This is a genomic window from Botrimarina sp. (assembly GCF_040219535.1).
Lineage (GTDB): Bacteria > Planctomycetota > Planctomycetia > Pirellulales > Lacipirellulaceae > Botrimarina.
The window spans coordinates 45,493-66,663 of record NZ_JAVJSH010000031.1 but is presented as its reverse complement, the minus strand read 5'-3'; the positions used below and the strand labels follow the sequence as shown (position 1 = coordinate 66,663).

Genomic DNA, 21,171 nt, shown 5'->3' with positions numbered 1-21,171 from the left:
CTTCCTCACGAAGCTCCGCGACCTCTCGCTCGAGCCGCTTGCAGTTCGGGCAGTCCGTCTCGGGTCCGCGGGCGTCCATGCACCCAAGCTAGACCCACTCAAACAAGGGCGCAATAGCGCGAGGGCGGTAAACAAGTACGTTCTCGCGTGGGATAGACGATCGACCTGCGCCGATGTTGGCCAGCGACGACCGGGTTTCGTTCGTCGGAAGGTCTCCGGGCGAAAGTGATGGCATCTTCGTTCCAGGCGATGGAGCGTATGCCCAGGTCGGCCCACCCGTGCTCTTCAATACTTCCCAAAATACTCGCCCTTACGCGCGCATGGCAGCGGATGGCAGCATTTACTATACGCGCTACGACAATCAGCTTCGACAATGGGAAGTCGGCAAGACAGGGACCGATGCTAGGTCGCGCGGGGTTGACCTACTGGGGTACAGCAGCAGCAACATTTACGTGACGGAGGCTGCCAATAGCCTCGGCGAAGTCATCCTCGGCATCGGAGGGGGCTACTGGCCCTCGGGATTTCTCCTGAGTACAGAAAGCGGATCCACGCTCATTGCGGCGACGTCCGAGCCACGGTTCAGTTTGCTCTATGAAATCGACATCAACGACCAGTCTGAGATTGTGTTCCAGGCCAGTCGGCTTGGTTCAGAGGATCGCATCGATGGCCTCTACAGACGCAAGGGCGACGAAATGGATGTGGTTCTGTCGGCGGGCCAATCCCTATTCGGGGCCGAACTCCACGGCTTTCAGTTCGCTTATGGAGGATTAAACAGCAAAGGAGAGATCGCGTTCAATTACTGGCTTTTGAACGGCGAACGTGGCGTCGCGATCGCCCGGCCTGTTCCCGAGCCCGCCACCGGCGCGCTCTTCGCGATGGCGTTCGCCGCCGGGGCGATCCGGCGCCGCCGGTGGGGGTGGTGAGCAGCGTGAGGCGGGCCCGGTCGCCCGGGGAGTTGTGCGCCAGATCGGTCGCGGGGCGCTGCCCGGGCCGACGCCGCGGGGGCTCTCTGTGCGCGGAACGAAAGGCCGATCGCACGACGCATTGGGGGATTTAGGAACTTGACAAGGGGTGCGGCCGGCCACATTGTGACGTCGCCGCGCGGCGGCTTCCGCGCGGCACGCCTTGTCTCACTCTCCCAGGATCGACCTCATGAGCCGCCCAACGTCGTCCGCTCCCCGGATTGGGGCAGTGGTCGCGCTCTTATTCTTGCTGCCTTTGGGCTCCGCCGACGCGCAGAACACCGCCACCGACGGCCTGTTCACCATCGGCTACAGCGAGGGCTTCGGCCTGGACAGCTGGTACTCCGAGGGCGAGGTGTTCCTCTCGCACCTGTTCCAGCAGTCGTTCTTCTTCCGCACCGATCAGCCGGGCGACTTCAACGACCTGCAGGAGTACCCCATCGAGGCGCTCACCTTCAATTCCGTGAGCAACACCGACCCCGCGACCGGCAGCCCCGCGGCCGACAAGATCTACCTGAGCCTCGGCGACCCGGGGTCCGACCCGTTCGGCGCCGACATCCTCTACGACCTCACCGAGACCGGGCCGGGCGGGACCGGCGCGACGCTCAGCGCGACGATCACGCTGACGAACTTCTCGACCAGCACGATCGGCGTGTCGCTGTGGTCGTACACCGACCTGGACATCGACAACTCCCCCTCGGGCGACCTGGCGCAGCTCGTGTCGGCCAACACGATCCGCCAGACCAGCTTCGTCGGCAGCTCGGTGACCACGCGCGTCGCTTCGGGGCCGAACCCGAACCTGTTCGACATCCGCAGCTACCCCGAGATCCTCAACGACCTCGAGGACGACACGCAAGACGAGCTGCTCAACAACAACGCGTTCGGCCCGGCCGACGCGACCCACGCGTTCCAGTGGGACCTGACGCTCGGCGCGGCGCCGATCTCGATCACCGTGGAGCACGTGGGCGCGTTCGCCGAGTTCGTGTTCCCGACGAGCACCGACGGCGAGAGCTTCACCTTCAGCGACCCCGACGCGCCGGCCGCCGGCGACGCGCCGCGGTGGTACGACCCGGTCGTCGCGGTCGGCTACGAGTACGTGGCCGAGCCGGGGACCGAGTTCGCCGAGCTCTACCTGCCCGAGGGCTTCCTCGACAGCGCCTACGAGCTCGAAGTGACGGACCCGGAACACGACGCGTTCGGCCAGGTGTTCCAGATCATCGTGAGCGAGCCGGGCGCGATGTCGTTTAGCTTCGTGGCCGCCGACGGGCAGGGCGACGGCGCCCGGTCGTTCCGCGTCACTGGCATCGAGCCGGAAGCGGGGATCGACCCGACCGACCCGCTGGGGTTCCCGACCGGCCTAACGTTCGTCGGCGGTGGCCAAGTCGGCTTCACCCAGTCGGCGCTGAGCATCCCCGAACCGGGCACGCTGTTGCTGCTCGGCTGCCTGACGCCGCTGGTGCTGCGGCGGCGCTGAGCCGGGAGGCGACTCCCGCTCGCAAGCGGCAGCGGGCGGTAGCGCTTCACAGCTCCGGCGCGGCGATCGGCAGCCGGCGGAGCTCTTCGAACGGCGCGTCGGGCCCTTCGCTGGGCGCCTGTCGGCCGAGCACCACTTGGCCGCCGCTAGGCGGCTCCTCGAGCGGCAGCACCGCGCCGGCGAAACCTTCGCCGATCGTCAGAGGGGCCTGAGCGATCACCTCGTCGGCCGGGCCGAGCAAGCGGACCCGGTTGGGGCGGGGCCCTTGCGGGTCGACCTCGAGCCACAGGTGCAGCTCGCCGGCGAGCTCGTCGTAGAGCAGGAAGCCGGCCGACGAGCCGCGATTGTCGGCCAAGCTGCCGACCGGCCGCAAAGCGCCGCCGCCGAGTCGGCCCTCGATCTCGGCCACCCGCTCGGCGAGCGACTCGCCGCCGGGCGGCGCCGTGGGGGGCCGGTTCGCCAGCGGTTGGCCAGCCGGCGACGGGGCGTCCCTCGCGCCGTCACGCAGCAGCAACGTCGACCCGAACAGCAAGGCCGCCGCGATCGCCGCGGCGACGGCCCCCCGCCACAACGCCGCCTGCGCGCGGCCGGTCCGGGACGCGGGGGGCGCGGGGGTCGCGGCGGGGGCGTCGGCCGACGCGCGGATGCGGCCGAGCACCTCGGCCTTGAGCGACTCGGGGGGCGTGAGCCGCTGGCCCGACAACGCGAGCTCGGCGGCCGCATCGCGGTAGGAGGCCAGCTCGCTCCGGCACGCTTGGCAGGGGCTGTCGAGGTGGGCCTCGACCGCGCGGCGCTGCGGCTCGCTCAACGCGTCGATCGCGTAGAGAGGCAGCAGTTCGTGAGCCTCAGTGTGGTCCACGCTGCCCCCCTGTGGATCGCGCCGCCAGTTTGTCCCGGAGCTTTCGCATCCCGGCGCGGATACGGGATTTGATGGTGCCGAGCGGCTCGTTGAGCTTTTCGGCGATTTGCTCGTGGGTGAGGCCGTCGAAGAACGCCAGGCGGATCGGCTCGGCTTGCTCCGGCGACAGGTCGTCCAGCGCCGCGCCGACGCGCCCGGCTTCCTCTTGCCGCACGACCTCGCCGTCGGGCTGTGGTTGGCTCCGCCCGCCGGTGGCGCCCTGCTCGGCCGCCGCGGCGGTGTGGTCGGTGCGGACCCGGGCTTTGCGGATCCGGTCGATCGCTCGGCTGCGGGCCAACATCACGAGGTACGTGCGTGCGCTGCCTCTAGACGGGTCGAATCGGTCGGGGCGAGTCCAGATTTCGTAGAAAACGTCGCTGACGACCGCCTCGGCGTCGGCGTCGGAGGTCGCGACCCGCTTGGCTACGGTGTAGACATCTGCCGCGTACAGGTCGTACAGCTCCTCCAACGCGGCGGTGTCGCGCCCGCGGAGCCGGGCCGCGAGCGCCGCGTCGGTGGCGGCCGCGCTCTGCTGCGGCGCGGCTTGGGTCGGCGGCGGGCCCCCGTGGTCGGTCATGGCTCGGCCCGCCCCGCCGGCGCCGCGCCGGGCGGCAGCGGCGGCGCCTCGACGACGGCGTCGGTCGCCCAGCGGGTCCGCCCGTCGGCGTCGGTCCGCGACAGGTAGAAGCGGAAGAGCCGCAGCCGGCCGTCGTCGGCCACGAGCGACACCAGCACGGCCGCCACGTCGCCGTCGACCTCCGCCGCGCCGGCGATCCAGCCGCGGTTGTCGATCAGGCACGCGTAGCCGGGCGACTCGACGAGCTGCTTGAACCGCGGCAAGGGTCCTGTCGCCGCGCGGTTGAGCGGCGAAGCGAGCGCGAAAACCCCAGCGGCGGCCTCGGGGTCGGACCGCCAGGCTTGCAGGTGCTCCATCTGCCGGACGACCACCTCGCGCGGCGCGAGCCTCTCAAGGGAGCCGGCGTCGGCGGGGTCGCTTGGCTGTGCTTGAACGATCTCTTGAGCGCTCGCTAGCGAGTGCTCGGCCGCCCATGGAACAGCCAATGCGACGACGGCGGCCGCGTAGCGGCGCCTGGCCGCTGTGGCGCGCCGGCGGTGTCGGACTTCGAGGGAGAGCAAAGCAGAACAGAGGCGTTTGCCGTCGGGGGGCGGGTAGCGGAGCAGGTTAGCCCCGCCGCTGCGCGCCCGTCAACCGATTCGGGGCCGGGCTCGCCCTGCCTTGCGGCGGAGGGTTGGATCGACCACTCCGAGGCACGGCAACCACGCCGCAGGCACGGGGGTCCGGTTCGCAAGCGCCGGGCGCTCGTTGTGCGAGCGGGTGGGTCACTCGCCGTCGGAGCGGTGGCCCAAGCGGTTGAGGGTCTCGATGTCGATGTCTAGGGCGAGCGTCTGCACGGCGCCGTCGGCCAGCGCGGCGTTCATCACGCCCGGGTGGGCCGAGCCGGCGGAGACCACCGGCAGGCCGCTCGGGTTGGCGACGGCGCCGGCGTCGGTGTCTTGCAACGGGCGGCAGATCGTCAGGCGCAGCGCGTCCCAGTCCCAGCCGTCGGACCAGCCGTAGTCGTCCGCCGGGCGCGAGCCGCTGTCGTAGGTCGTCGGGTTGACCCACTTCTCGAACACGACGGCCGTGCGGCTCGAGCCGTCGGTGATCCGCTCGAACCCGACCGGACGGCCGTAGTTGGTGCGGTACTCGGCGCCGCCGCCGCGGAAGAACGTGCCCCGCACGAGCACGCCCCAGTAGTTGTAGAACGGGTCGTCGCGGCGGCCGGCGGGGATGTCGCGTGGCTCGAAGTCGCCGACCTGGTGCCAGATCATCTCCCTGATGCAGCCCGCCGGCGCGGCGTTGTTGAAGTACTGGTCGGCCAGGCCGGGGTTGCTGCTGGGCAGTTGCGACCGCGACGGCAACGGCGTCACGCCGGCGTAGTCGATCAGCCACCGCGCGTCGTCGGTGTTGGTGAGGGTCCACTGGGCCGGCGCGCGGCGCGACGGGCAGAAGTACATGGCGACCGGCGTGGCCGTGAGCTGCGCGGTCGTCGCCAGGCCGTGCACCGCGCCCTCCTCCAGGTACGGCAGGATCTGGAACGCCCAGCCGAGGCCCTGGCGGTCGACCGAGTACGCGCGGCCGCCCTCTTGGTAGTCCTCGATCCGCGGCCAGGGCTCGATGCCGCCGGTCGGGAACACGCCGTGCGTGCCGGCGTGGTTGTGCATCGCCAGCACGATCTGCTTCAGCTGGTTGACGCACTGCACCCGGCGGGCCGCCTCGCGGGCCGCTTGCACCGCCGGCAACAGCAGCGCCACGAGCACGCCGATGATCGCCACGACCACCAGCAGCTCGACCAGGGTGAAGCCGCGCGCGGGCGTACGCATGGGGCGATCGGGCTGGAGGAGGAGGCTGCCGCTAGGTGGATGAGGCCGCACGCTCCTAGAGATGCCGGATCGACGTGTTTTGGGCGCTCGTGGCTCGTGGCTGGTGTTTCGTGGCTCGTGGCGGTGAGAGCGGCTGACGCCCGCCGTTCGCCTACGGTTCGAACGCCAGGTTGTGCCGGCCGTTGCTGAATGCGAGCTCGACCCCGTTTCCCTCGACCTCGCAGCGCTCGTGGCCGCGGAGCTCTTCGGCCAGCTCCTCGGTGACCCACATCTGGTCTAGGTGCAGCGTGTTGGGGATCACGGCCCAGCGCGAGTCGCCGTAGCGCGTGCGTATCTTCTCGAACACGTCGGCGTCGTCGGCGAGGGTGGCGGGGATCTTGCCGCGTTGCATGTCGCCGGTCGTGTAGACGTTGACGAACGTCTTGTGCTCGTCGATCGCGTCACGCAGCCGGCGCGTGATGAAGTCGGCCAGGCCCACGCCGATCGCGTTGCCCTTCGACGCGGCCACCAGCTCGAGGCACGCGATGACGTTCACCTGCGGCTTCTCGACGTCCTCGACGCTCGTGCCGCGGCGGCCGACCACGTTCGGGTCCATGCCGGTGCCGCTGAAGGTCTTGCCGATCTGGTTCACGATGAGCACGTTGACCGCGTCCATCGGCAGCGTGGGGAAGTACTCCCGGTGCTTCTCGAGCAGCCGGGGCTCCTTCTGGAGGATCTCGGCCGCGGGGATCGCGTGCAGCTCGGCGGTGCGGTCGTAGCCGTCTTCGAGGATCGCCAGGCCGGCCCAGACCTTGCCGCTGTCGACCAGCAGCTTGCCCATCTGGAGCAGCATGTCCTTCATCTGCGGGGTGGGCGTGGAGTGGAAGGTCTCGGCGGAGCGGATCTTGCCCATGCCGACGACCATCATCTTCGTCAGGCCGCTCTGCACCGGCCCGGCGAAGCAGGTGTGCAGCTTCACCCGGTTCACGACCAGCACGCCGGCCGACTCGTAGCAGTGCCGGTCCATCCACACGTGGCCGGTGGGGACCTCGCCGACTTTGACGCACTCCATGCTGGAGCGGATCGGCATGCCGGTCGCCTGCTCGGTGCAGCCGAGCGACTCGACCATCTCTCGCTGGCCCTCGGCCGTGGCGCCGTTGTGCGAGCCCATGCTGGGGACCACGAACGGCTCGGCGCCGTGGTCGCGGAGCCAGTCGCCGCACGCTCGGGTGATCTCGACCAGGTTGCTGATCCCCCGCGAGCCGACCGTGACCGCCACGGGCCCCTGCGGCGGCGGGCCGATCGCGTCGAGCCGGCGGCGCACCTCGGCCGTGACGTCGGTGATCGGCGAGGAGACCAGTTTCTGGCGGACCTTGTAGAACTTCATCGCGCGGGCTCGGGGGGCGGCGGCTGGGTGGGGACTTCTCTAGATTAACCGCCAAGACGCCAAGAGCGCCAAGGACGCCCGTGGGGCCAAGCCGGGGCGGGTGGTTTGGCTGGCAGTGGCAGTGCGGGCTACAATGTTTGGCAGCGGAGCCTAGCGACTGTCGGGAGAAGAAGCATGCAAGTCGTCAAAGTCGTCGTCTGGGAAGAAGGCGGATCGTGGGTCGGCTATCTCCAGGACTACCCCGATTACTAAACCCAGGGCGACAGCGTGGAGGACCTCAAGGAGCACCTGAAGGACCTCTACGCCGACCTCTGTGCCGGGTTGATCCCCGGCGCGCGGCGAGTCGAAGACTTGGTCGTGTCGTGAAGCGGGTCGACCTCGTCAAAGCGATCGATGGGTGAACCTGTTGGCGCCAAGGTCGGCAGAGAAACCAGCGAGACGCCGACAGAGCCACCCATCCTACCGACTGTGGTGATTAGTATCACTCAGAACAAGGCGACGCCCGTGCTTCAGGTCCACGTACGCAAGATAGTAGCGTTCGTCCTCTTCGCAGCCTGTCTGACGCAAGCCAAGGCTGGGCAGCTTCGGACCGTCGCCCTCACCGGCGGTGGGCTAGATGCGCCACCGGCACATCGGTTCGCTGATCTCCAGTCGCCCGTGATCAACGATGCGGGAGAGATAGCCTTCTTGGCAAATGACGGACTTTGGGCCTTACGCGGCGGCGAGTTGGCACCTGTCGCTCTCGTGGGGGATCAAGCAGCCGGCCTCGATGCGGGGGTTCGCTTCAGTTCTTTTTCAACGTCTTTCTTTACTAGCAGTATTGTCATCAACGCGTCTGGGCAATTGGTGTTCTCCGCGATCGCCAGGACAGGGTCATTCGGAACGCCCAGCATCGGCGTTTGGACCGCCGACCCCAGCGGAGTCCACCCAATTCTGACGCCGGGCAGACTCCCCCAAGGAGCGCCGGTAGGGGCATCGCGAGCCGAACCCATCAGTACGTTCTCGCTGAACGATGCGGGGGATGTCGCTTTTGTCGCGAACTACGAGGGATCCGACCTCGGTGACTTTGGCGTCGATGGAATCGTTAGGTTTAGTGCTGGTGAAACGATCGCCGGGCCGTCGAGTGGGGACGTCGTGCCATCGATGGCGGACGCCAGCTATGTCCGTTTCTACAACCCACGCCTAAATCACCAAGGGGACTTGGTCTACACCGCAGATATAAACGGGCCTAACGACTCTACACGGCCCGCGATATTTATCGAGCCTCACCTCGGTGACCAACGCGTTCTCGCTCAATTCGGCAGCCCATTAGCTGGCCGTCAAGACGATGCTCGCATCGGAATAGTTGGTCGATCACTTCCGATTCCAACTAACTCTGAGGGCATGGTTGCTTTTCCAACACACCTTCAGGGGGGCGACACAGCTCCCCCCAAAGGCCAGGCTATTGCCCTCGCCGCCAGCGACGCAGTGGAAGTAGTCGTTCAATCAGGGACCGCCGTCCCCGGGCAGCCCGGCCAGACATTTCAGCCCGACGGGACAGGTTTCTTCTTCCGCCCCCTGATGAACGAGAACGGACACGTCGCATTCGCCGGTAGGATCGAGCTCGGCAGTACGCCGGTTCCGGACAATGTGTTCTTCAGCGACGGCGGAGAGTTGCGATCGGTAATCCAAGACTATGCCGACTTGCTCGGGACTAATTACGGTGCTCCGCCTATTCGCGTCCGCAATTTAGCGCTCAACGAGAACGGCTACGTGGCGTTTTCGGGATTGTCTGGGAGGGAAACAATAGTGTCGTTTATTGCGACAGGCTCGCCCGACACGGCAACCGATCTCATCACACGTACCGGCGAAACAATCGAAGTAGCTCCGGGCGACATTAGAACGGTCGACACCATTTGGTTTCTCGGCAATAGCGGCAATTCGAGTGGTGAATCCTCGGCATTTAACAGTGACGGGGAGGTCGTCTTTATGGCGGACTTCGCCGATGGCTCGCGTGGGCTAATGCTTTATTCCCCTATGCCGAAATCGGGAGACTACAATCGTGATGAGGTAGTCGACGCGTCGGACTACTGGGCATGGCAGACTGCGTTCGGTACGTCGGGAGACAGAGTCCTGGCCGATGGCAACGCCGATGGGATTGTCGACGCGGCCGACTACACGATTTGGAGAGACGCACTGGGAAGCGGATCGCTCTATCCTGTACCAGAGCCGGCCGGCGCAGCAGCGGCCCTCGTTTTGATCGGCACAGCGGCGGTGCTCAATCGAGGCGTCTGCCCGCCACGCAGCTCACCTCGGCGACTTCCGGTCGCCCGAAACCGGCAGCGGCGTCGCTCACCTCGGCAGGTTTCTCGACCGCGAAGTCCGCGTAACCTCGATTGCGCATAGCAGTCTCCGGCGCCGACGGATAGCAAGCCGCAAGTCCGCCCCTCACTCGCCGCCCTCGGCGGTCGCCGTGATCGCCTCCTCGGCGGTCCCCATCCCGTGGCGCGAGGCGAAGCTCCACACGCCCGAGCCGACTCTCACCACCGCGCGGCCCGCTTCGTAGCCCGTTAGCTCGGCGCCGGGGGTCTCGCCGAGGGGGGCGCCGTCGAGGGTGACCGACTCGGCCGAGTCGGCCGGCACGTGCACGGTCGCGGTCGTGTTCGCGGGGACCTCGGCGGTCAGCTCGAAGCGGTCGCCGTCGACGCGCCACTCGCTGCGGATCGGGCCGCGGATCGACTCGTACCGCGCGCGGACCCAGTCGATCGGCTCGTGGTCGCCGTTGCTGCCGGGCGTGGGGGGCATCGGCCTGATCGTGACGCGGCCGTAGCCGACGCCGTCCGCGCGGATGCCGGCCAGGTCGGCGAAGACCCACTCGGCGACCGCGCCGAACGCGTAGTGCGCGAACGAGTTCATCGCCGCGTTGTGGCGCCCGAAGCCGTCGTCGCGCGTGTAGCTGTCCCACCGCTCCCAGATGGTGGTCGCGCCTTGGTCGATCTCGTAGCCCCACGACGGGAACTCGTGGCTCTGCAGGAGGAACACGGCCAGGTCGTTCTGCCCGGTCGCGGTCAGCGTGGGCAGCAGCGGGCGCGTGCCGAGGAAGCCGGTCGCCATCCGCGCGCCGTTGGCCTTGATCCGCGCGGCCAGGTCCGCGCCGGCGCGCTCGCGGAGCTCGTCCGGAACGAGGTCGGCTTGCAACGCGAGCGCGTAGGCGGTCTGCATGGTGAGCTTGAGAGCGCCGTCGTCGTCGAAGTACTTGTCGGCGAACGCCCGCTTGAGCCGGTCGAGGTACGCGCGGTAGCGGTCGGCGGCGGCGTCGCGGCCGGTGGCTTCGGCCATCTCGATCATCTTCTGTGCGCTGATCGCCTTGTAGACCGTGTCGATGTACTCCAGCGGCGGCTGGTCCTCTTGGGCGAGCCAGTCGCCCCACGAGTTGCCGTGGGCGATCCCGAGGCCGTCCTTGGTGGTGCGCTGGTGGAACTCCATGAACCGCACCATGCCGGGCCAGCAGTGGTCGATGACGCGCGTGTCGCCGTACGCCTGCCAGATTGTCCACGGGCAGATCACGCCCGCGTCGGCCCAGGCCGTGCCGAAGCTCCACTCGTGCTGGAACGGGTAGGGCGCGTAGCCGGGGAACTGGCCGCCGGGGCGTTGCGACTCCATCAGCTCGCGGAGCCACTTCGTGTAGAACGCGCCGATGTCGGCGTTGTACGCGGCCGCGGCCACGTAGGCTTGGGCGTCGCCGGTCCAGCCGAGGCGCTCGTCGCGTTGCGGGCAGTCGGTCGGCAGGTCGAGGAAGTTGGCCCGCTGTGTCCAGCGGATGTTCTCGATTAGGCGGTTGACCATCGGGTCGGAGCACTCCAGCTCGCTCACCAGCGGCGTGTCGCTGTGCAGCGCGAGGCCGGTCACGGTTTCCTTGGTCGGCTCGCCGGGGAAGTTCGAAAGCTCCACGTACTGGAAGCCGTGGAACGTGAACCGCGGCTGGTAGGTCTCGCCGTCGGGGTCGCCCCGCAGCGTGTAGAAGTCGGTCGCGCGGGCGGTGCGGAGGTTCTCGGTCATCAGGCGGCCGTCGGGGTGGAGCATCTCGCCGTAGCGGATCTTCACACGCTGCCCGACCGGCCCCTTCACCTTCAAGCGGATCACGCCGGCGAAGTTCTGGCCGAGGTCGAACAGGTAGGTCCCCTCGCCCTGTCGGGTGACGCTCTGCGTGGGCAGCTCCTGGGTGACGACGACCTTCTCGCCCGGGAAGGCCTCCAGCCGCGGCCGCTGGAAGCCGAGGTCGATCGGGCGGGAGTGCTTCTGCGGGGCTTGGCCGGGCTGCTCGGGGTCGCGGTACTCGACGAACTGCGCGGTCACGCGCGGCTGGTCCTTGGCGAGCACGGCCGGGTCCCAGCGGCTGTCGTCGTAGCCCGGGCTGGCCCAGCCGTCGAGTTCGCGCCGGGCGTCGTAGGCCTCGCCCATCAGGAGGTCGGCCTCGCGGATCGGCCCCTCGCCGGTCACTTTCCACGACGCATCGGTCGAGATCGTGTCGCGCGAGCCGTCGTCGTACTCGATCTCGAGCTGCGCCAACACGGCGGGCGTCTTGCCGTACGTGTAGCGGCCGATCGACTCGGTCCCGATGCCGACCAGCAAGCCGAAGCCCACGTAGCCGCTGTACCAGCCGTCGGCGACCCACGCGCCGAGGGCGTTGTCGCCCTGCTGGACCAGGCCGGTCACGTCGTACGTCTGGTAGTACGCGCGGCGGTCGTAGTCGGTCCAGCCGGGGGCGAAGTAGCGGTCGCCGATGCGCTGGCCGTTGAGGTGCAGCTCGTACACGCCCAGCGCGGTCGCGTACACGGTGGCGCGGCGGACCTTCTTGGCGGCCTCGAAGTCTTTTCGATACTGCCGCGCGGCGGGCAAGTAGAGGGACTCGCTGTCTTTGTGCACGGGGCTGTCGTCGGCGAACGACACGTACTCGGCCGACCAATCGGACCCCTCGAGCAGCCCCATCGTCCACAGGGCGATCTCGCTCCAGTCGGACGGCACGCCCTGGGCGTCCCAGCACCGCACGCGCCAGTAGCAGCGGTCGCGCGAAGCGAGCGGCTTGCCCGCGTACTCGACGAACGTGGTGCGGTCGCTCTCGATGCGGCCCGAGTCCCACCGGTCGGGCCGCCCGTCGGCGAGCGCTTCGATGCCCGACGCGACCTGGATCTGGTACGCGGTCTGGCGCTGGTTGCGCTTGTCGCTCGTGACGATCCAGCTAAGCCGCGGGCGGGTTTCGTCGATGCCCAGCGGGTCGCGGAGGTACTCGCAGCGGAGCCGCTGGACGCCGAGGCCTTCGGCAGAGCTGGCCGGGGTCGCGGCCGAGCAGGCCGCCAGCACGCAGGTCAACAACAGCAAGAGTCGGTGCATCACGGTCTCAGATCGGAGGAGTCAGCGAGAAGGGGATAGAGGAAGCCTAACTCAACCTCGAGCGGCCATCGACTCAAGGGGCGAAAGCAGCAGAATCGGCGGCCAGCGAAGCTGCGCACGAACACAGAAGGTCCGCCGCGTGCGTCAATCGGCGGGCTCAGAGCCCCACCAGGTTGGGTTCGGGCGCCAGTCTTCTTCGAGCATCGCGGCGGCCTGTTGTTCGTCGCGCTGCATGCCGGTGGTGCGGAGCAGCTCGAGGTCTTTCGCGGCGGCGGCGGCGTCGTAGTTCGGATTCTTGCCGGGCAACACGGCGTGGGTCTCCGCGAGCCAATCGTCTAGCAAGCGGGCGAGGCCCGCCAGCCGCTCGGGCTCGCTCTGGGCCAGGTCGGTTTGTTCGCCCGGGTCGGCGGCCAGGTGGTAGAGCTCTTGGCGGCCGTCCTCGTGGTAGCGGATGAGCTTCCAGCCCCCATCGCGGACGACGCTGCTTGGCTCGCCCCCTTGGTTGCCGTAGTGCGGGTAGTGCCAGAAGAGCGGCCGGGCGGGGAGTTCGCCGCCGCGCATCGCGGGGACGAGGCTCAGGCCGTCCGTGTGCTGTTCGGGTCGGGGTGGGAGGCCGCAGAGGTCGAGCACGGTGGGGTAGAAGTCGCAGGTGATGGCCGGCGCGTCGACGGTCGTGCCGCCGGGGATTCGGCTCGGGAATCGGATCGCCAGCGGCGTGCGGAAGCCCCCCTCCCACTGCCAGCCCTTGCCGCCGCGCAGCGGCAGGTTGCTCGTGGCGCGGCCGTCGCCGGCGACGACGCCGCCGTTGTCCGACGCGAACACGACGATCGTGTTCTCGGAGAGATGGTTTTCTTCGAGTGCGGCGAGCACGCGGCCGACGGCGTCGTCCATCGCTTCGACCATGCCCGCGTAGACCGGGTGGTCCTGCACGATCCGCATCGGCATGCGGCGGTCGAAGTGGAACCGGTGGCTTGGGCGCGGGCCGGCGAGCGCCTCGCGGCGGTTGGCGTCCCAACGCGCGCGGGTGGTCTGCAGCGGGCCGTGGACCGAGTAAAAAGACAACACGGCGAGGAAGGGCCCGCCGGCCGCGTCGCGGATGAAGCCGGCGGTCTCCTCCGCCAGGCGGGCGGGGAGGTGCTCGCCGGCCGGGCCGTCGGCGAGCTTCGGGTTCTTGTAGGGGGCGAAGTAGCCGCCGGGCGGCGAGCCCTTGTGGTGGCCCCCTTTGTTTATCTGGAAGCCGTGGTCGGTCGGCAGCGAGCCCTCGCCCCCCAGGTGCCACTTGCCGGCGAAGAACGTGCGGTAGCCGGCGTCGCGCAGGGCCTCGGCGAGGGTCACGTCGGCCGCGGGCAGCTCGCGACGGTAGTCCGCCGAGATGCAGACCGTGTTGCGGCGGTGCGAGTCGCCGGCCGGCGCGCCGATCCAGTTGGTGATCCCGTGCCGAGCGGGCGTCTTGCCGGTCATCAGGCTGGCGCGGGTCGGGCTGCAGACCTGGCAACTGGCGTAGCCGTTCTCGAAGCGGGCGCCCTCGGAGAAGACGCGGTCGATGTGCGGCGTTTGGTAGAACGTGCTGCCGGTGGCCGACAGGTCGCGCCAGCCGAGGTCGTCGGCTAGCAGGATCACGACGCTGGGTCGCTCGGCTCGCGCCGACGCGGCGGCGAGCAGGCCGAAGACCAAAGCTACGCGGAGAGCCATTGCGATTTCCACGACAGGCGGAGAGAAAAGGGGCGGCTCGCTAGGTTAGCCGGCGCGAACGCCGCGCGAAACAGCCCCGCGTTTCCGAGCGCCTCGCCCCCCGCCCGCTGCAATGCACCCGGCCCGATTGCCGCCCGAGGAGCTGCTCGCCGAGTGCGACGAGCGGCGGCTGCGCCGCAGCGGGCCGGGTGGCCAGCACCGGAACAAGGTCGAGACGGCCGTCGCCCTCGCGCACCGGCCGAGCGGCGTGGCCGCCGAGGCGAGCGAGCGGCGGAGCCAGCAACAGAACCGCCTGGTCGCCACGCACCGATTGCGGGTCCGCCTGGCGCTGGAGGTCCGCACGCCGGCCTCCGGCGAACCGACCGACCTGTGGTCGAGCCGCACGAGCGGCGGCCGCGTGTCGGTGAACCCCGCGCACGACGATTTTCCGGCGCTGTTGGCCGAAGCGCTCGACCGCCTGGCCGCCGACGGATGGGACGAGGCCATCTCGGCCGACACGCTCGGCGTATCGCGGAGCCAGCTAGTTAAGCTCTTGCGGCTCGAGCCGGCCGCCCTAGAACTCCTCAACGAGCACCGAACGGAACGTGGGCTCGCACGGCTGAAGTAGCGGCAGTTGTGTTCCCTCCGAGGGCTGACGCCCTCGGCTCCGGCTCCCTCTGAAAAGGTCGTACACTCCGGCCTCCGGCCTCAAGCCTCAAGCCTCAAGCCTCTCGTGAAAGCTTGCTTCTTCGATGTGGATGGCACGCTGGTCCTCACCGACCACGCAGGGCGGTACGCGTTCGCCGAGACCTTCGCCGAGGACTTCGGCGTGGCGGAGATCTCCGGCGAGGTGCCTTTCTCCGGCTGCAGCGACCGCGGGATCGCGGCGGGGCTTTTCGCTGCGCACGGGATCGAGGACACGCGCGACAACTGGGAGCGCTTCCGGCAGGGCTACGTGCGGCGGATCGAGCGGCACGTGCGCTCGCGGCAGGGGCGCGTGCTGCCCGGCGTGGCGGAGCTGGTCGACCGGCTCGAGCAACTGGGCGACGTCCACCTCGGCCTGCTCACGGGCAACGTGGCGGCGGCCGCCGAGGCGAAGCTCCGCCACTACGGGCTGTGGGACCGCTTCGGCTTCGGCGGCTTCGGCGACGAGCACCCCGACCGGAACGACGTCGCCGCGGCCGCGGCCGACGCGGCCCGCCGCCGCCACGGGCGGCTCGCACGCGACGAGCGGCTGGTCGTCATCGGCGACACACCGAACGACATCCGCTGCGCGCGATCGATCGGCGCGATCGCCATCGCGGTGGCGACCGGCGAGCCGACTTACGAGGAGCTCGCGCTGCACGAGCCCGACGTGCTCGTGGAAACGCTCGAGGACGCGGACCGGATCGTCGCTTTGCTCGCCGACTAGTGCGGTTCCCGCGGTCTGAGCCGAAGGCGCTAGCTTCGGGCTGTAGCGCCCGTTGAGCCGAAAACTCTAGCCTCGGGCGGTCGCGGGGCGGCGGCCGGCGCTTCGTTTGCCCGACGCTAGCGAGTGCGGCTCAAGCGCACGCGGCGTGCAGTTCGGCGAGCGTGGCGGCGTCGGACTCGACGGCGAGCCGCTCCCGCAACAGCCGCCGCGCGGCCGGCGTGGCGATCCGGCCAAGTGCCCACGCGCACGCCGAGCGGACGAGCGGCTCGGTATCGCGCAGCCCCATGCCCAGCGGCCGCTCTGCGTGTGGCGCCCCGGTCGCGCCGAGCACGAACGCCGCGTTGCGGAGCAGTCCCCGACGCTTCGCGCGCCATAGCGGCGTGTGCCGGAACCGTGCGCGGAAGGCGGCGTCGTCCAGCTCGAACAGCGGCGCCAGGTCGACCGGGTCCATCCCCGCGCGCGGCTCGAGCCCGGCCTCGCCGGAGCGCTTCGCGTGGCGGTTCCACGGGCAGACCTCTTGGCACACGTCGCAGCCGAAGAGCCATTGGCCGACGCCGTCGCGCAGCTCGGTGGGCGGCAGGGCGCGGGCCTCGATCGTCAGGTAGCTGATGCAGCGCGACGCGTCGAGCACGCCCGGCGCGGGGAACGCGTCGGTCGGGCACGCGTCGAGGCACGCGGTGCACGTGCCGCAGTGGTCGGTCGCGTGCGGCGTGTCGATGGCCAGCTGCGCATCGGTAACCAACGCGGCGAGGAAGAAGTAGCTGCCGCGCGACTTGGAGAGCAGCAGCGTGTTCTTGCCGATCCAGCCCAACCCGGCCATCACGGCGAAATCTCGCTCCATCAGCGGCGCAGTGTCGACCACGCCCCGCGCGGTCGCGCCGGGGCGCCACTCGCGCAAGGAATCGGCCAAGCGGTGCAGGCGGGGGCGGATCAGGTCGTGGTAGTCGGCGTCGCCCCACGCGTAGCGGGCGACTCGCCCGTGGCCCGGCGGGGCGGGTCGCGGCGGGTCGGTCTGGTAGTCGAGCGCGAGCATGAGCACGCTCCGCGCCCCTTCCAGCACGTGCCGCGGGTGCTCGTAGGCCTCGCGGCGGTCGGCCAAGTAGCTCATCTCGCCCGCGTAGCCGGCCGAGAGCCACTCGTCGAGCCGCGCCGCGCCGGGCGGGGTAACCGCCGGCGCCACGCCGACAGCGGTGAAGCCCAGCTCGGCGGCCAGGCGGCGGAGTCGGTCGGTGAGCTCGGCGTCGGTCACGGTCGGCGAGGGGGTATTTCGGCGGATAACCGTCACGACCGCTAGAACCCGCGGCCGGCGGCAAACCGTTTGGCGACCGCCGGGGTCGCGATTAGCGTGAAGTGAGCTTGCCCACAGCTTCCCCGGCTCCTCAGCTCAAGAGAACACCCCTATGCGTACCCTCCTGCTCGTGGCGGTCGCCACGCTCGGCGCCGCCGGCTCGGCCGACGCCTACTGGTGGACCGGCGCCGGCATCGGCATCGGCGACCTGTACCGCTCGCTCGATTACCCGACCGAGCGCCGCGTGCCGTACTTCGCCGCGCACCCGCCGGTCTACTACAGCGTGCCCGTGCCGCGGACCTACGGCTACAGCCCCTTCGCTTACACGCCCGACACCCGCACGCCGGACGTCGAGGGGGCTCCGTGCGGTCCGGTCGAGATCATCAACCCGTACGTGCCCAGCTCGACGGCCCCCGCCGCGGAGCCCGCGCCGGAGTCCGAGGCGAAGGTCCGCAACCGCGCGGTCTCGGCCGGCGAGTCGCTCTCGACCGGTGAAGCGGCCGCGGCGGGTGAGGAGCAGGTGCTGCCGTCGGGCGTGCGGGTTCGGTCGGTCGGCCCGAAGACGATCGTGAACCCCTACGCGACCCTCGGCCGCACGGCGACGTGATCCAGGGCGGCCTCGGCTTGGCTTCGCCAAGACCTCGCCGCGCGCTTCCGGTTCGGCTGCGATCCGGTTCAAGCTCGGCGGACTTCCGCCGCGACTGAAGACAGGCCACGCGGGCCAAAGCGTTTGCCTCGAGCGGCGCCGCCGACCGGAAGGGTCGGCGGCGCCGCTTTTGTTGCGCGGCCGTGCTCGTGAGGGGACTGGTTGCGAAGGGGCGCGCCGCCGCGGTAGCCTTCAATCCGACTGGCCCGCTTCGCAGCCCGAACCCCCGGAGACGCCGATGGCGCGCGAGACGCTGTTCACGAAAATCGCCGCGCGCGAGATCCCGGCCGACATCCTTTACGAAGACGACCGGTGCCTCGCGGTGCGCGACATCGCGCCCCAGGCGCCGACGCACTTGCTGGTCGTGCCGAAGGAGCCGATCGAGTCGATCGACGCGCTGGAGGATGGCGACCCGGCGCTGGCGGGCCACTTGCTGCTGGTATGCAAGCGCGTCGCGGCCGAGCAAGGCCTCACCGGTGGCTACCGGGTGGTCATCAACTGTGGGGACGATGGCGGCCAATCGGTCGACCACCTCCACCTGCACGTGCTGGGGGGCCGGCCGATGACGTGGCCGCCGGGCTGAGGGCCGTCCTCAGAAGTCGCTCGGGTCGACTTCGAGGCGGTCGCCGAAGGTGACCGGGTCGTCGACCACCGCGGCGACCTGGTCGAGGTAGGCGTCGCGGGTGAGCTCGACCGCGCCGAGGCTGCCCGTGTGGGGCGTGTGCTGCTGGATGTCGAGCAGGCGGTAGCCGCGGCGGTTGAGGTGCGCCACGAGCCACGCCAGCGCGACCTTCGACGCGTCGCGTTGGTAGCGGAACATCGACTCGGCCGCGAACAGCGCGCCGACGGCCACGCCGTAGAGCCCACCGGCCAGCTCGCGCTGCCCTTGCGGGCAGGCCCAGACCTCGATGCTGTGTGCGTAGCCCGCGCGGTGCATGCGTTGGTAAGCGCCGCGCATCGACGGCGTGAGCCAGGTGCCTTCCTCGCGCCCCGGCCCGGTTGCGCAGCCCCGCAGCACGCCGGCGAAGTCCTCGTTGGCGGTCACGGCGAACTTCCCGCCGCGGAGGGTGCGCCGCAGGCGCCGCGACAATCGCAGGCCGCCCAGCGGGATCACGGCGCGTGGGTCGGGCGACCACCACAAGAGCGGCTCGTCGTCGGAGAGCGGCCAGGGGAAGATCCCGTGGCGGTAGGCGTCGATCAGCCAGTCGGTGTCCAGCCTGCCCCCGACGGCGACCAGGCCCTCGCGGTCGGCGTTGCGGGGTTCCGGGAACCGAGACTCCGGTCGGACACTCTGGCGAGAGCGGCTCATGCCTTGAGCATATCGCGATCCGGCTGCTTGGGTACGCCCGTGGCGCCGCGGTTGCTACGCTCCCCGCCAGCGGAAACCCGCCACCCCCTAGCGGGCCCCGCCGGACAAGCTTCGGCCGCTGGCGTTTGGGGCTTGGGTCCCGGACCGGGTATACTCTTGTGAAACCGACGCCGATGTACGACGCGACCCATTCGATGCTCGAGCTCCCACACGATCGCCGCGGCCTGATTTTCGACTGCGACGGCACGCTGGTCGACTCGATGCCGCTGCACGTGCGGCTGTGGAACGAGTGCCTGGCGGAGTACTGCGTGGAGCTGTCCGAGGATTTCATCAACACCCACGCCGGCAAGCCGACCGACGTGATCGTGCAGATCATCAACGCGCAGCGGGGGCTGGAGATCGATCCGATCGCTTTCGAGCGGGAGAAGGAGTCGCGCTACCGCGAGCTGATCCACGAGGTCGGGCCGATCGAGCCGGTGGTCGCCGCGGCCGACCACTTCCGCTGGCACTTCCCGATGGCGGTGGTCTCCGGCGGGGTGCGAGCCAACGTCGAGGCGTCGCTCCGGTCGATCGACGCGATTGACTGGTTTCAGACCATCCTGACCGCCGACGATCCAATCCCGCCCAAGCCGGCGCCCGACCTGTTCCTGACCGCGGCGGAGCGGCTCGGCGTGCCGCCTGAAAACTGCCACGTGTTCGAAGACGCCGACGCGGGCTTGGAAGCGGCTCGGGCGGCGGGCATGACCGTGACCGACGTGCGCGACCTGCTCGTCGCGCGGTGAGTCCGGTGAGTCGCTGGGTCTCCGCCGTGTGCCAGCGGCTTGCGCCAGCGGCCTATCACTCGAATTCGATCGACACGATCTCGAAGCGGTTCGTGCCGGCGGGGACCTCGACCTCGGCGGTCTGGCCGACCTTCTTGCCGACCAGGCCCTGCGCCAGCGGGCTGGTGATGTTGATCTTGCCGTTGTCGAAGTCCTCTTCGCCCGCGCCGACGAGGGTGAACTCTTCGGTGTCGCCGAAGTCGAGGTCTTTGACGGTCACCGTGCAGCCGAAGACGACCTCGTCCTTGGGGAGCTTCGACGTGTCGATGATCTCGGCGCGGCTGAGCTTGTCTTTGAGCAAGTTGATCTTGGCCTGCAGCATGCCCTGCGACTCGCGTGCGCCGTGGTACTCGGCGTTCTCCTTGAGGTCGCCCTCGGCGCGCGCCTCGGCGAGCCGCTTGGTGATTTCCGGCATCTTTTCGTTCTCGAGCTCGTCGAGCTCTGCCCGCAGCTTGTCGTAACCGACGCGGGTCATCGGGAGGATGTCGGACATGGGAAGGCGGGGAGGCTTGAGACGTGCGGCTTGACGCCCCGAGGGGTTGGCGTCCGGTCGGATTGCCGGGACGGTCCGCTGCGTGGGGATAAACGAAAACGAGCAGGGCCTGCGGGGCCCTGCTCTTCTGCCTCAGTTTGTCACTGAGCCCGCACCGTGTAAAGGCCGCCGACCACCGGGCTGGCTGGCCCCCGTCCAAGGCTCAGGCCCCACCCCTCGAGCCTCACGCCCTATTCCGGCAGGTACAGCAGCACGCCGCAGGACCTGCAGAAGATCGGTTTGTTGGCGCGGAGGTCGCTCTGCATCTGCAGCGTGACCGATTGGCCGCAGCCCTGGCAGACGCCGTCCTCGTACGGGGCCAGCCCGTCGGGGCCTTTGGCCGACACGACGCGTTGGTAGTCGGCCTTGAAGTCGGTGGGCAGCTTCTTCTCCGCCTGGGCGAGGTCCGCCTCGAGCCGCGCGACCTCGGCGCGGAGGGTCTCGCCCGTCGCGGCGACGTGGTCCGATACCTTCTTGAGTTCGGCTCGGCCGCCGGCGAGCCGCTGCTCGGCGCGGCCCGCCTCGGCGGAGTGCTCGTCGATCCGGCCGAGCAGGTCGAGGGTCTCGTCCTCCAAGACGCTAGCGGCCATCTTGCCCGCGGCGATCTGCTCCTGGAGGGTCTGGTACTCCTTGTTGCTGGCGGCCGCGTTGAGTTGGGCCTCCCAGCCGCTGATGCGGTCTTCCTGGGCTTTGACGTCGAGCTGCTTGGCGTCGGCCGCCTTGCGGGTCTGCTGCACCAGGTGGCGCGCGGCGGCGAGGTCGGCCTCTAGCTGCGCCACGTTCGCCTTGTGGGCCGCGACCTGCTTCGGCCCGCGGTCCAGCCGCCCGCGTAGCTCCGCCAGCTGGCTGTGCAGCCGGTGCAGTTCGCGGAGGGCTTCGGCGGAGACGGTCGACATTCTTGCGGCGGGCGGTGCGGGGGCGGGCTCCCCTGCGTTATGTGGCCATGGCCCGCCGAGGACAAGCCCCGCCCCGCCGTCGATGTCGGAAAACGAAACGGCCGGCGACGCGTCGCGCGTCGCCGGCCGTTGGGGGATCACA

Annotated in this window: 19 protein-coding genes; 8 read left to right on the top strand and 11 right to left on the bottom strand. The window is 69.4% G+C overall.

The window, feature by feature from the left end; genetic code table 11:
* Nucleotides 1-173 precede the first annotated feature (173 nt).
* Together RIC11_RS18150 and RIC11_RS18145 are read left to right on the top strand one after the other, a co-directional pair.
* Nucleotides 174-923, top strand: a complete 750-nt coding sequence (locus RIC11_RS18150; protein ID WP_350213685.1) for a PEP-CTERM sorting domain-containing protein — start codon at nt 174-176, stop codon at nt 921-923.
* Between the two features lie 268 nt (nt 924-1,191).
* Complete coding sequence (locus tag RIC11_RS18145) at nt 1,192-2,436, top strand: hypothetical protein (RefSeq protein WP_350213684.1); 1,245 nt, start codon at nt 1,192-1,194, stop codon at nt 2,434-2,436.
* A 46-nt stretch (nt 2,437-2,482) separates the two neighbouring features.
* Here RIC11_RS18145 and RIC11_RS18140 read toward each other — a convergent pair whose 3' ends face one another.
* From RIC11_RS18140 to RIC11_RS18120, 5 genes are all read right to left on the bottom strand, one after another.
* Entirely contained in the window at nt 2,483-3,295 is an 813-nt protein-coding gene (locus RIC11_RS18140) for a zf-HC2 domain-containing protein (RefSeq protein WP_350213683.1), read from the bottom strand.
* Complete coding sequence (locus RIC11_RS18135; protein ID WP_350213682.1) at nt 3,282-3,911, bottom strand: RNA polymerase sigma factor; 630 nt, start codon at nt 3,909-3,911, stop codon at nt 3,282-3,284. Before RIC11_RS18135 ends, RIC11_RS18140 begins: the two co-directional genes overlap by 14 nt.
* Nucleotides 3,908-4,471, bottom strand: a complete 564-nt coding sequence (locus RIC11_RS18130) for a hypothetical protein (protein ID WP_350213681.1) — start codon at nt 4,469-4,471, stop codon at nt 3,908-3,910. Before RIC11_RS18130 ends, RIC11_RS18135 begins: the two co-directional genes overlap by 4 nt.
* A gap of 204 nt (nt 4,472-4,675) precedes the next feature.
* A complete protein-coding gene (locus tag RIC11_RS18125) occupies nt 4,676-5,719 on the bottom strand; it encodes a DUF1559 family PulG-like putative transporter (RefSeq protein WP_350213680.1) in 1,044 nt (347 codons plus the stop codon).
* A gap of 151 nt (nt 5,720-5,870) precedes the next feature.
* A complete protein-coding gene (locus tag RIC11_RS18120; protein ID WP_350213679.1) occupies nt 5,871-7,085 on the bottom strand; it encodes a nickel pincer cofactor-dependent isomerase, group 22 in 1,215 nt (404 codons plus the stop codon).
* A 471-nt stretch (nt 7,086-7,556) separates the two neighbouring features.
* Here RIC11_RS18120 and RIC11_RS18115 point away from each other — a divergent pair, with 471 nt between their 5' ends.
* The gene (locus RIC11_RS18115) at nt 7,557-9,470 is read left to right on the top strand and encodes a DUF7453 family protein (RefSeq protein ID WP_350213678.1); all 1,914 of its coding nucleotides are present in this window, start codon (nt 7,557-7,559) and stop codon (nt 9,468-9,470) included.
* 42 nt (nt 9,471-9,512) lie between these two features.
* On the opposite strand, the gene RIC11_RS18110 is transcribed toward RIC11_RS18115, so the two are convergent.
* Together RIC11_RS18110 and RIC11_RS18105 are read right to left on the bottom strand one after the other, a co-directional pair.
* Entirely contained in the window at nt 9,513-12,455 is a 2,943-nt protein-coding gene (locus RIC11_RS18110; protein ID WP_350213677.1) for a family 78 glycoside hydrolase catalytic domain, read from the bottom strand.
* Between the two features lie 144 nt (nt 12,456-12,599).
* Nucleotides 12,600-14,147 carry a sulfatase gene (locus tag RIC11_RS18105; RefSeq protein ID WP_350213676.1) on the bottom strand — a complete coding sequence of 516 codons (1,548 nt, stop codon included), beginning with the start codon at nt 14,145-14,147 and terminating at the stop codon, nt 12,600-12,602.
* Between the two features lie 112 nt (nt 14,148-14,259).
* Here RIC11_RS18105 and RIC11_RS18100 point away from each other — a divergent pair, with 112 nt between their 5' ends.
* Together RIC11_RS18100 and RIC11_RS18095 are read left to right on the top strand one after the other, a co-directional pair.
* Nucleotides 14,260-14,754 (top strand): peptide chain release factor family protein, encoded by a 495-nt coding sequence (locus RIC11_RS18100; RefSeq protein WP_502879404.1) that lies wholly within the window; start codon nt 14,260-14,262, stop codon nt 14,752-14,754.
* Between the two features lie 105 nt (nt 14,755-14,859).
* Nucleotides 14,860-15,537, top strand: coding sequence for an HAD family hydrolase (locus RIC11_RS18095; RefSeq protein ID WP_350213675.1), 678 nt, complete (start codon nt 14,860-14,862; stop codon nt 15,535-15,537).
* 130 nt (nt 15,538-15,667) lie between these two features.
* Here RIC11_RS18095 and queG read toward each other — a convergent pair whose 3' ends face one another.
* Nucleotides 15,668-16,786, bottom strand: coding sequence for a tRNA epoxyqueuosine(34) reductase QueG (queG, locus tag RIC11_RS18090; protein WP_350213674.1), 1,119 nt, complete (start codon nt 16,784-16,786; stop codon nt 15,668-15,670).
* A 151-nt stretch (nt 16,787-16,937) separates the two neighbouring features.
* Between queG and RIC11_RS18085 the strand changes: the two genes are divergently transcribed.
* Together RIC11_RS18085 and RIC11_RS18080 are read left to right on the top strand one after the other, a co-directional pair.
* The gene (locus tag RIC11_RS18085; RefSeq protein ID WP_350213673.1) at nt 16,938-17,432 is read left to right on the top strand and encodes a hypothetical protein; all 495 of its coding nucleotides are present in this window, start codon (nt 16,938-16,940) and stop codon (nt 17,430-17,432) included.
* 277 nt (nt 17,433-17,709) lie between these two features.
* Nucleotides 17,710-18,054 (top strand): histidine triad nucleotide-binding protein, encoded by a 345-nt coding sequence (locus RIC11_RS18080; protein ID WP_350213672.1) that lies wholly within the window; start codon nt 17,710-17,712, stop codon nt 18,052-18,054.
* Nucleotides 18,055-18,063: 9 nt separating this feature from the next.
* Here the strand turns inward: RIC11_RS18080 and aat are convergent, their stop codons facing one another.
* Nucleotides 18,064-18,780: a leucyl/phenylalanyl-tRNA--protein transferase gene (gene aat, locus RIC11_RS18075; RefSeq protein ID WP_350213671.1), complete on the bottom strand. Its 717-nt coding sequence runs from the start codon at nt 18,778-18,780 to the stop codon at nt 18,064-18,066.
* A gap of 173 nt (nt 18,781-18,953) precedes the next feature.
* Between aat and RIC11_RS18070 the strand changes: the two genes are divergently transcribed.
* On the top strand, nt 18,954-19,562 hold the full coding sequence (locus RIC11_RS18070; RefSeq protein WP_350213670.1) for an HAD family hydrolase: 609 nt from the start codon (nt 18,954-18,956) through the stop codon (nt 19,560-19,562).
* 55 nt (nt 19,563-19,617) lie between these two features.
* Here RIC11_RS18070 and greA read toward each other — a convergent pair whose 3' ends face one another.
* Nucleotides 19,618-20,094, bottom strand: a complete 477-nt coding sequence (greA, locus tag RIC11_RS18065; RefSeq protein WP_350213669.1) for a transcription elongation factor GreA — start codon at nt 20,092-20,094, stop codon at nt 19,618-19,620.
* Nucleotides 20,095-20,324: 230 nt separating this feature from the next.
* On the bottom strand, nt 20,325-21,029 hold the full coding sequence (locus RIC11_RS18060) for a zinc ribbon domain-containing protein (protein WP_350213668.1): 705 nt from the start codon (nt 21,027-21,029) through the stop codon (nt 20,325-20,327).
* Nucleotides 21,030-21,171: the final 142 nt, after the last annotated feature.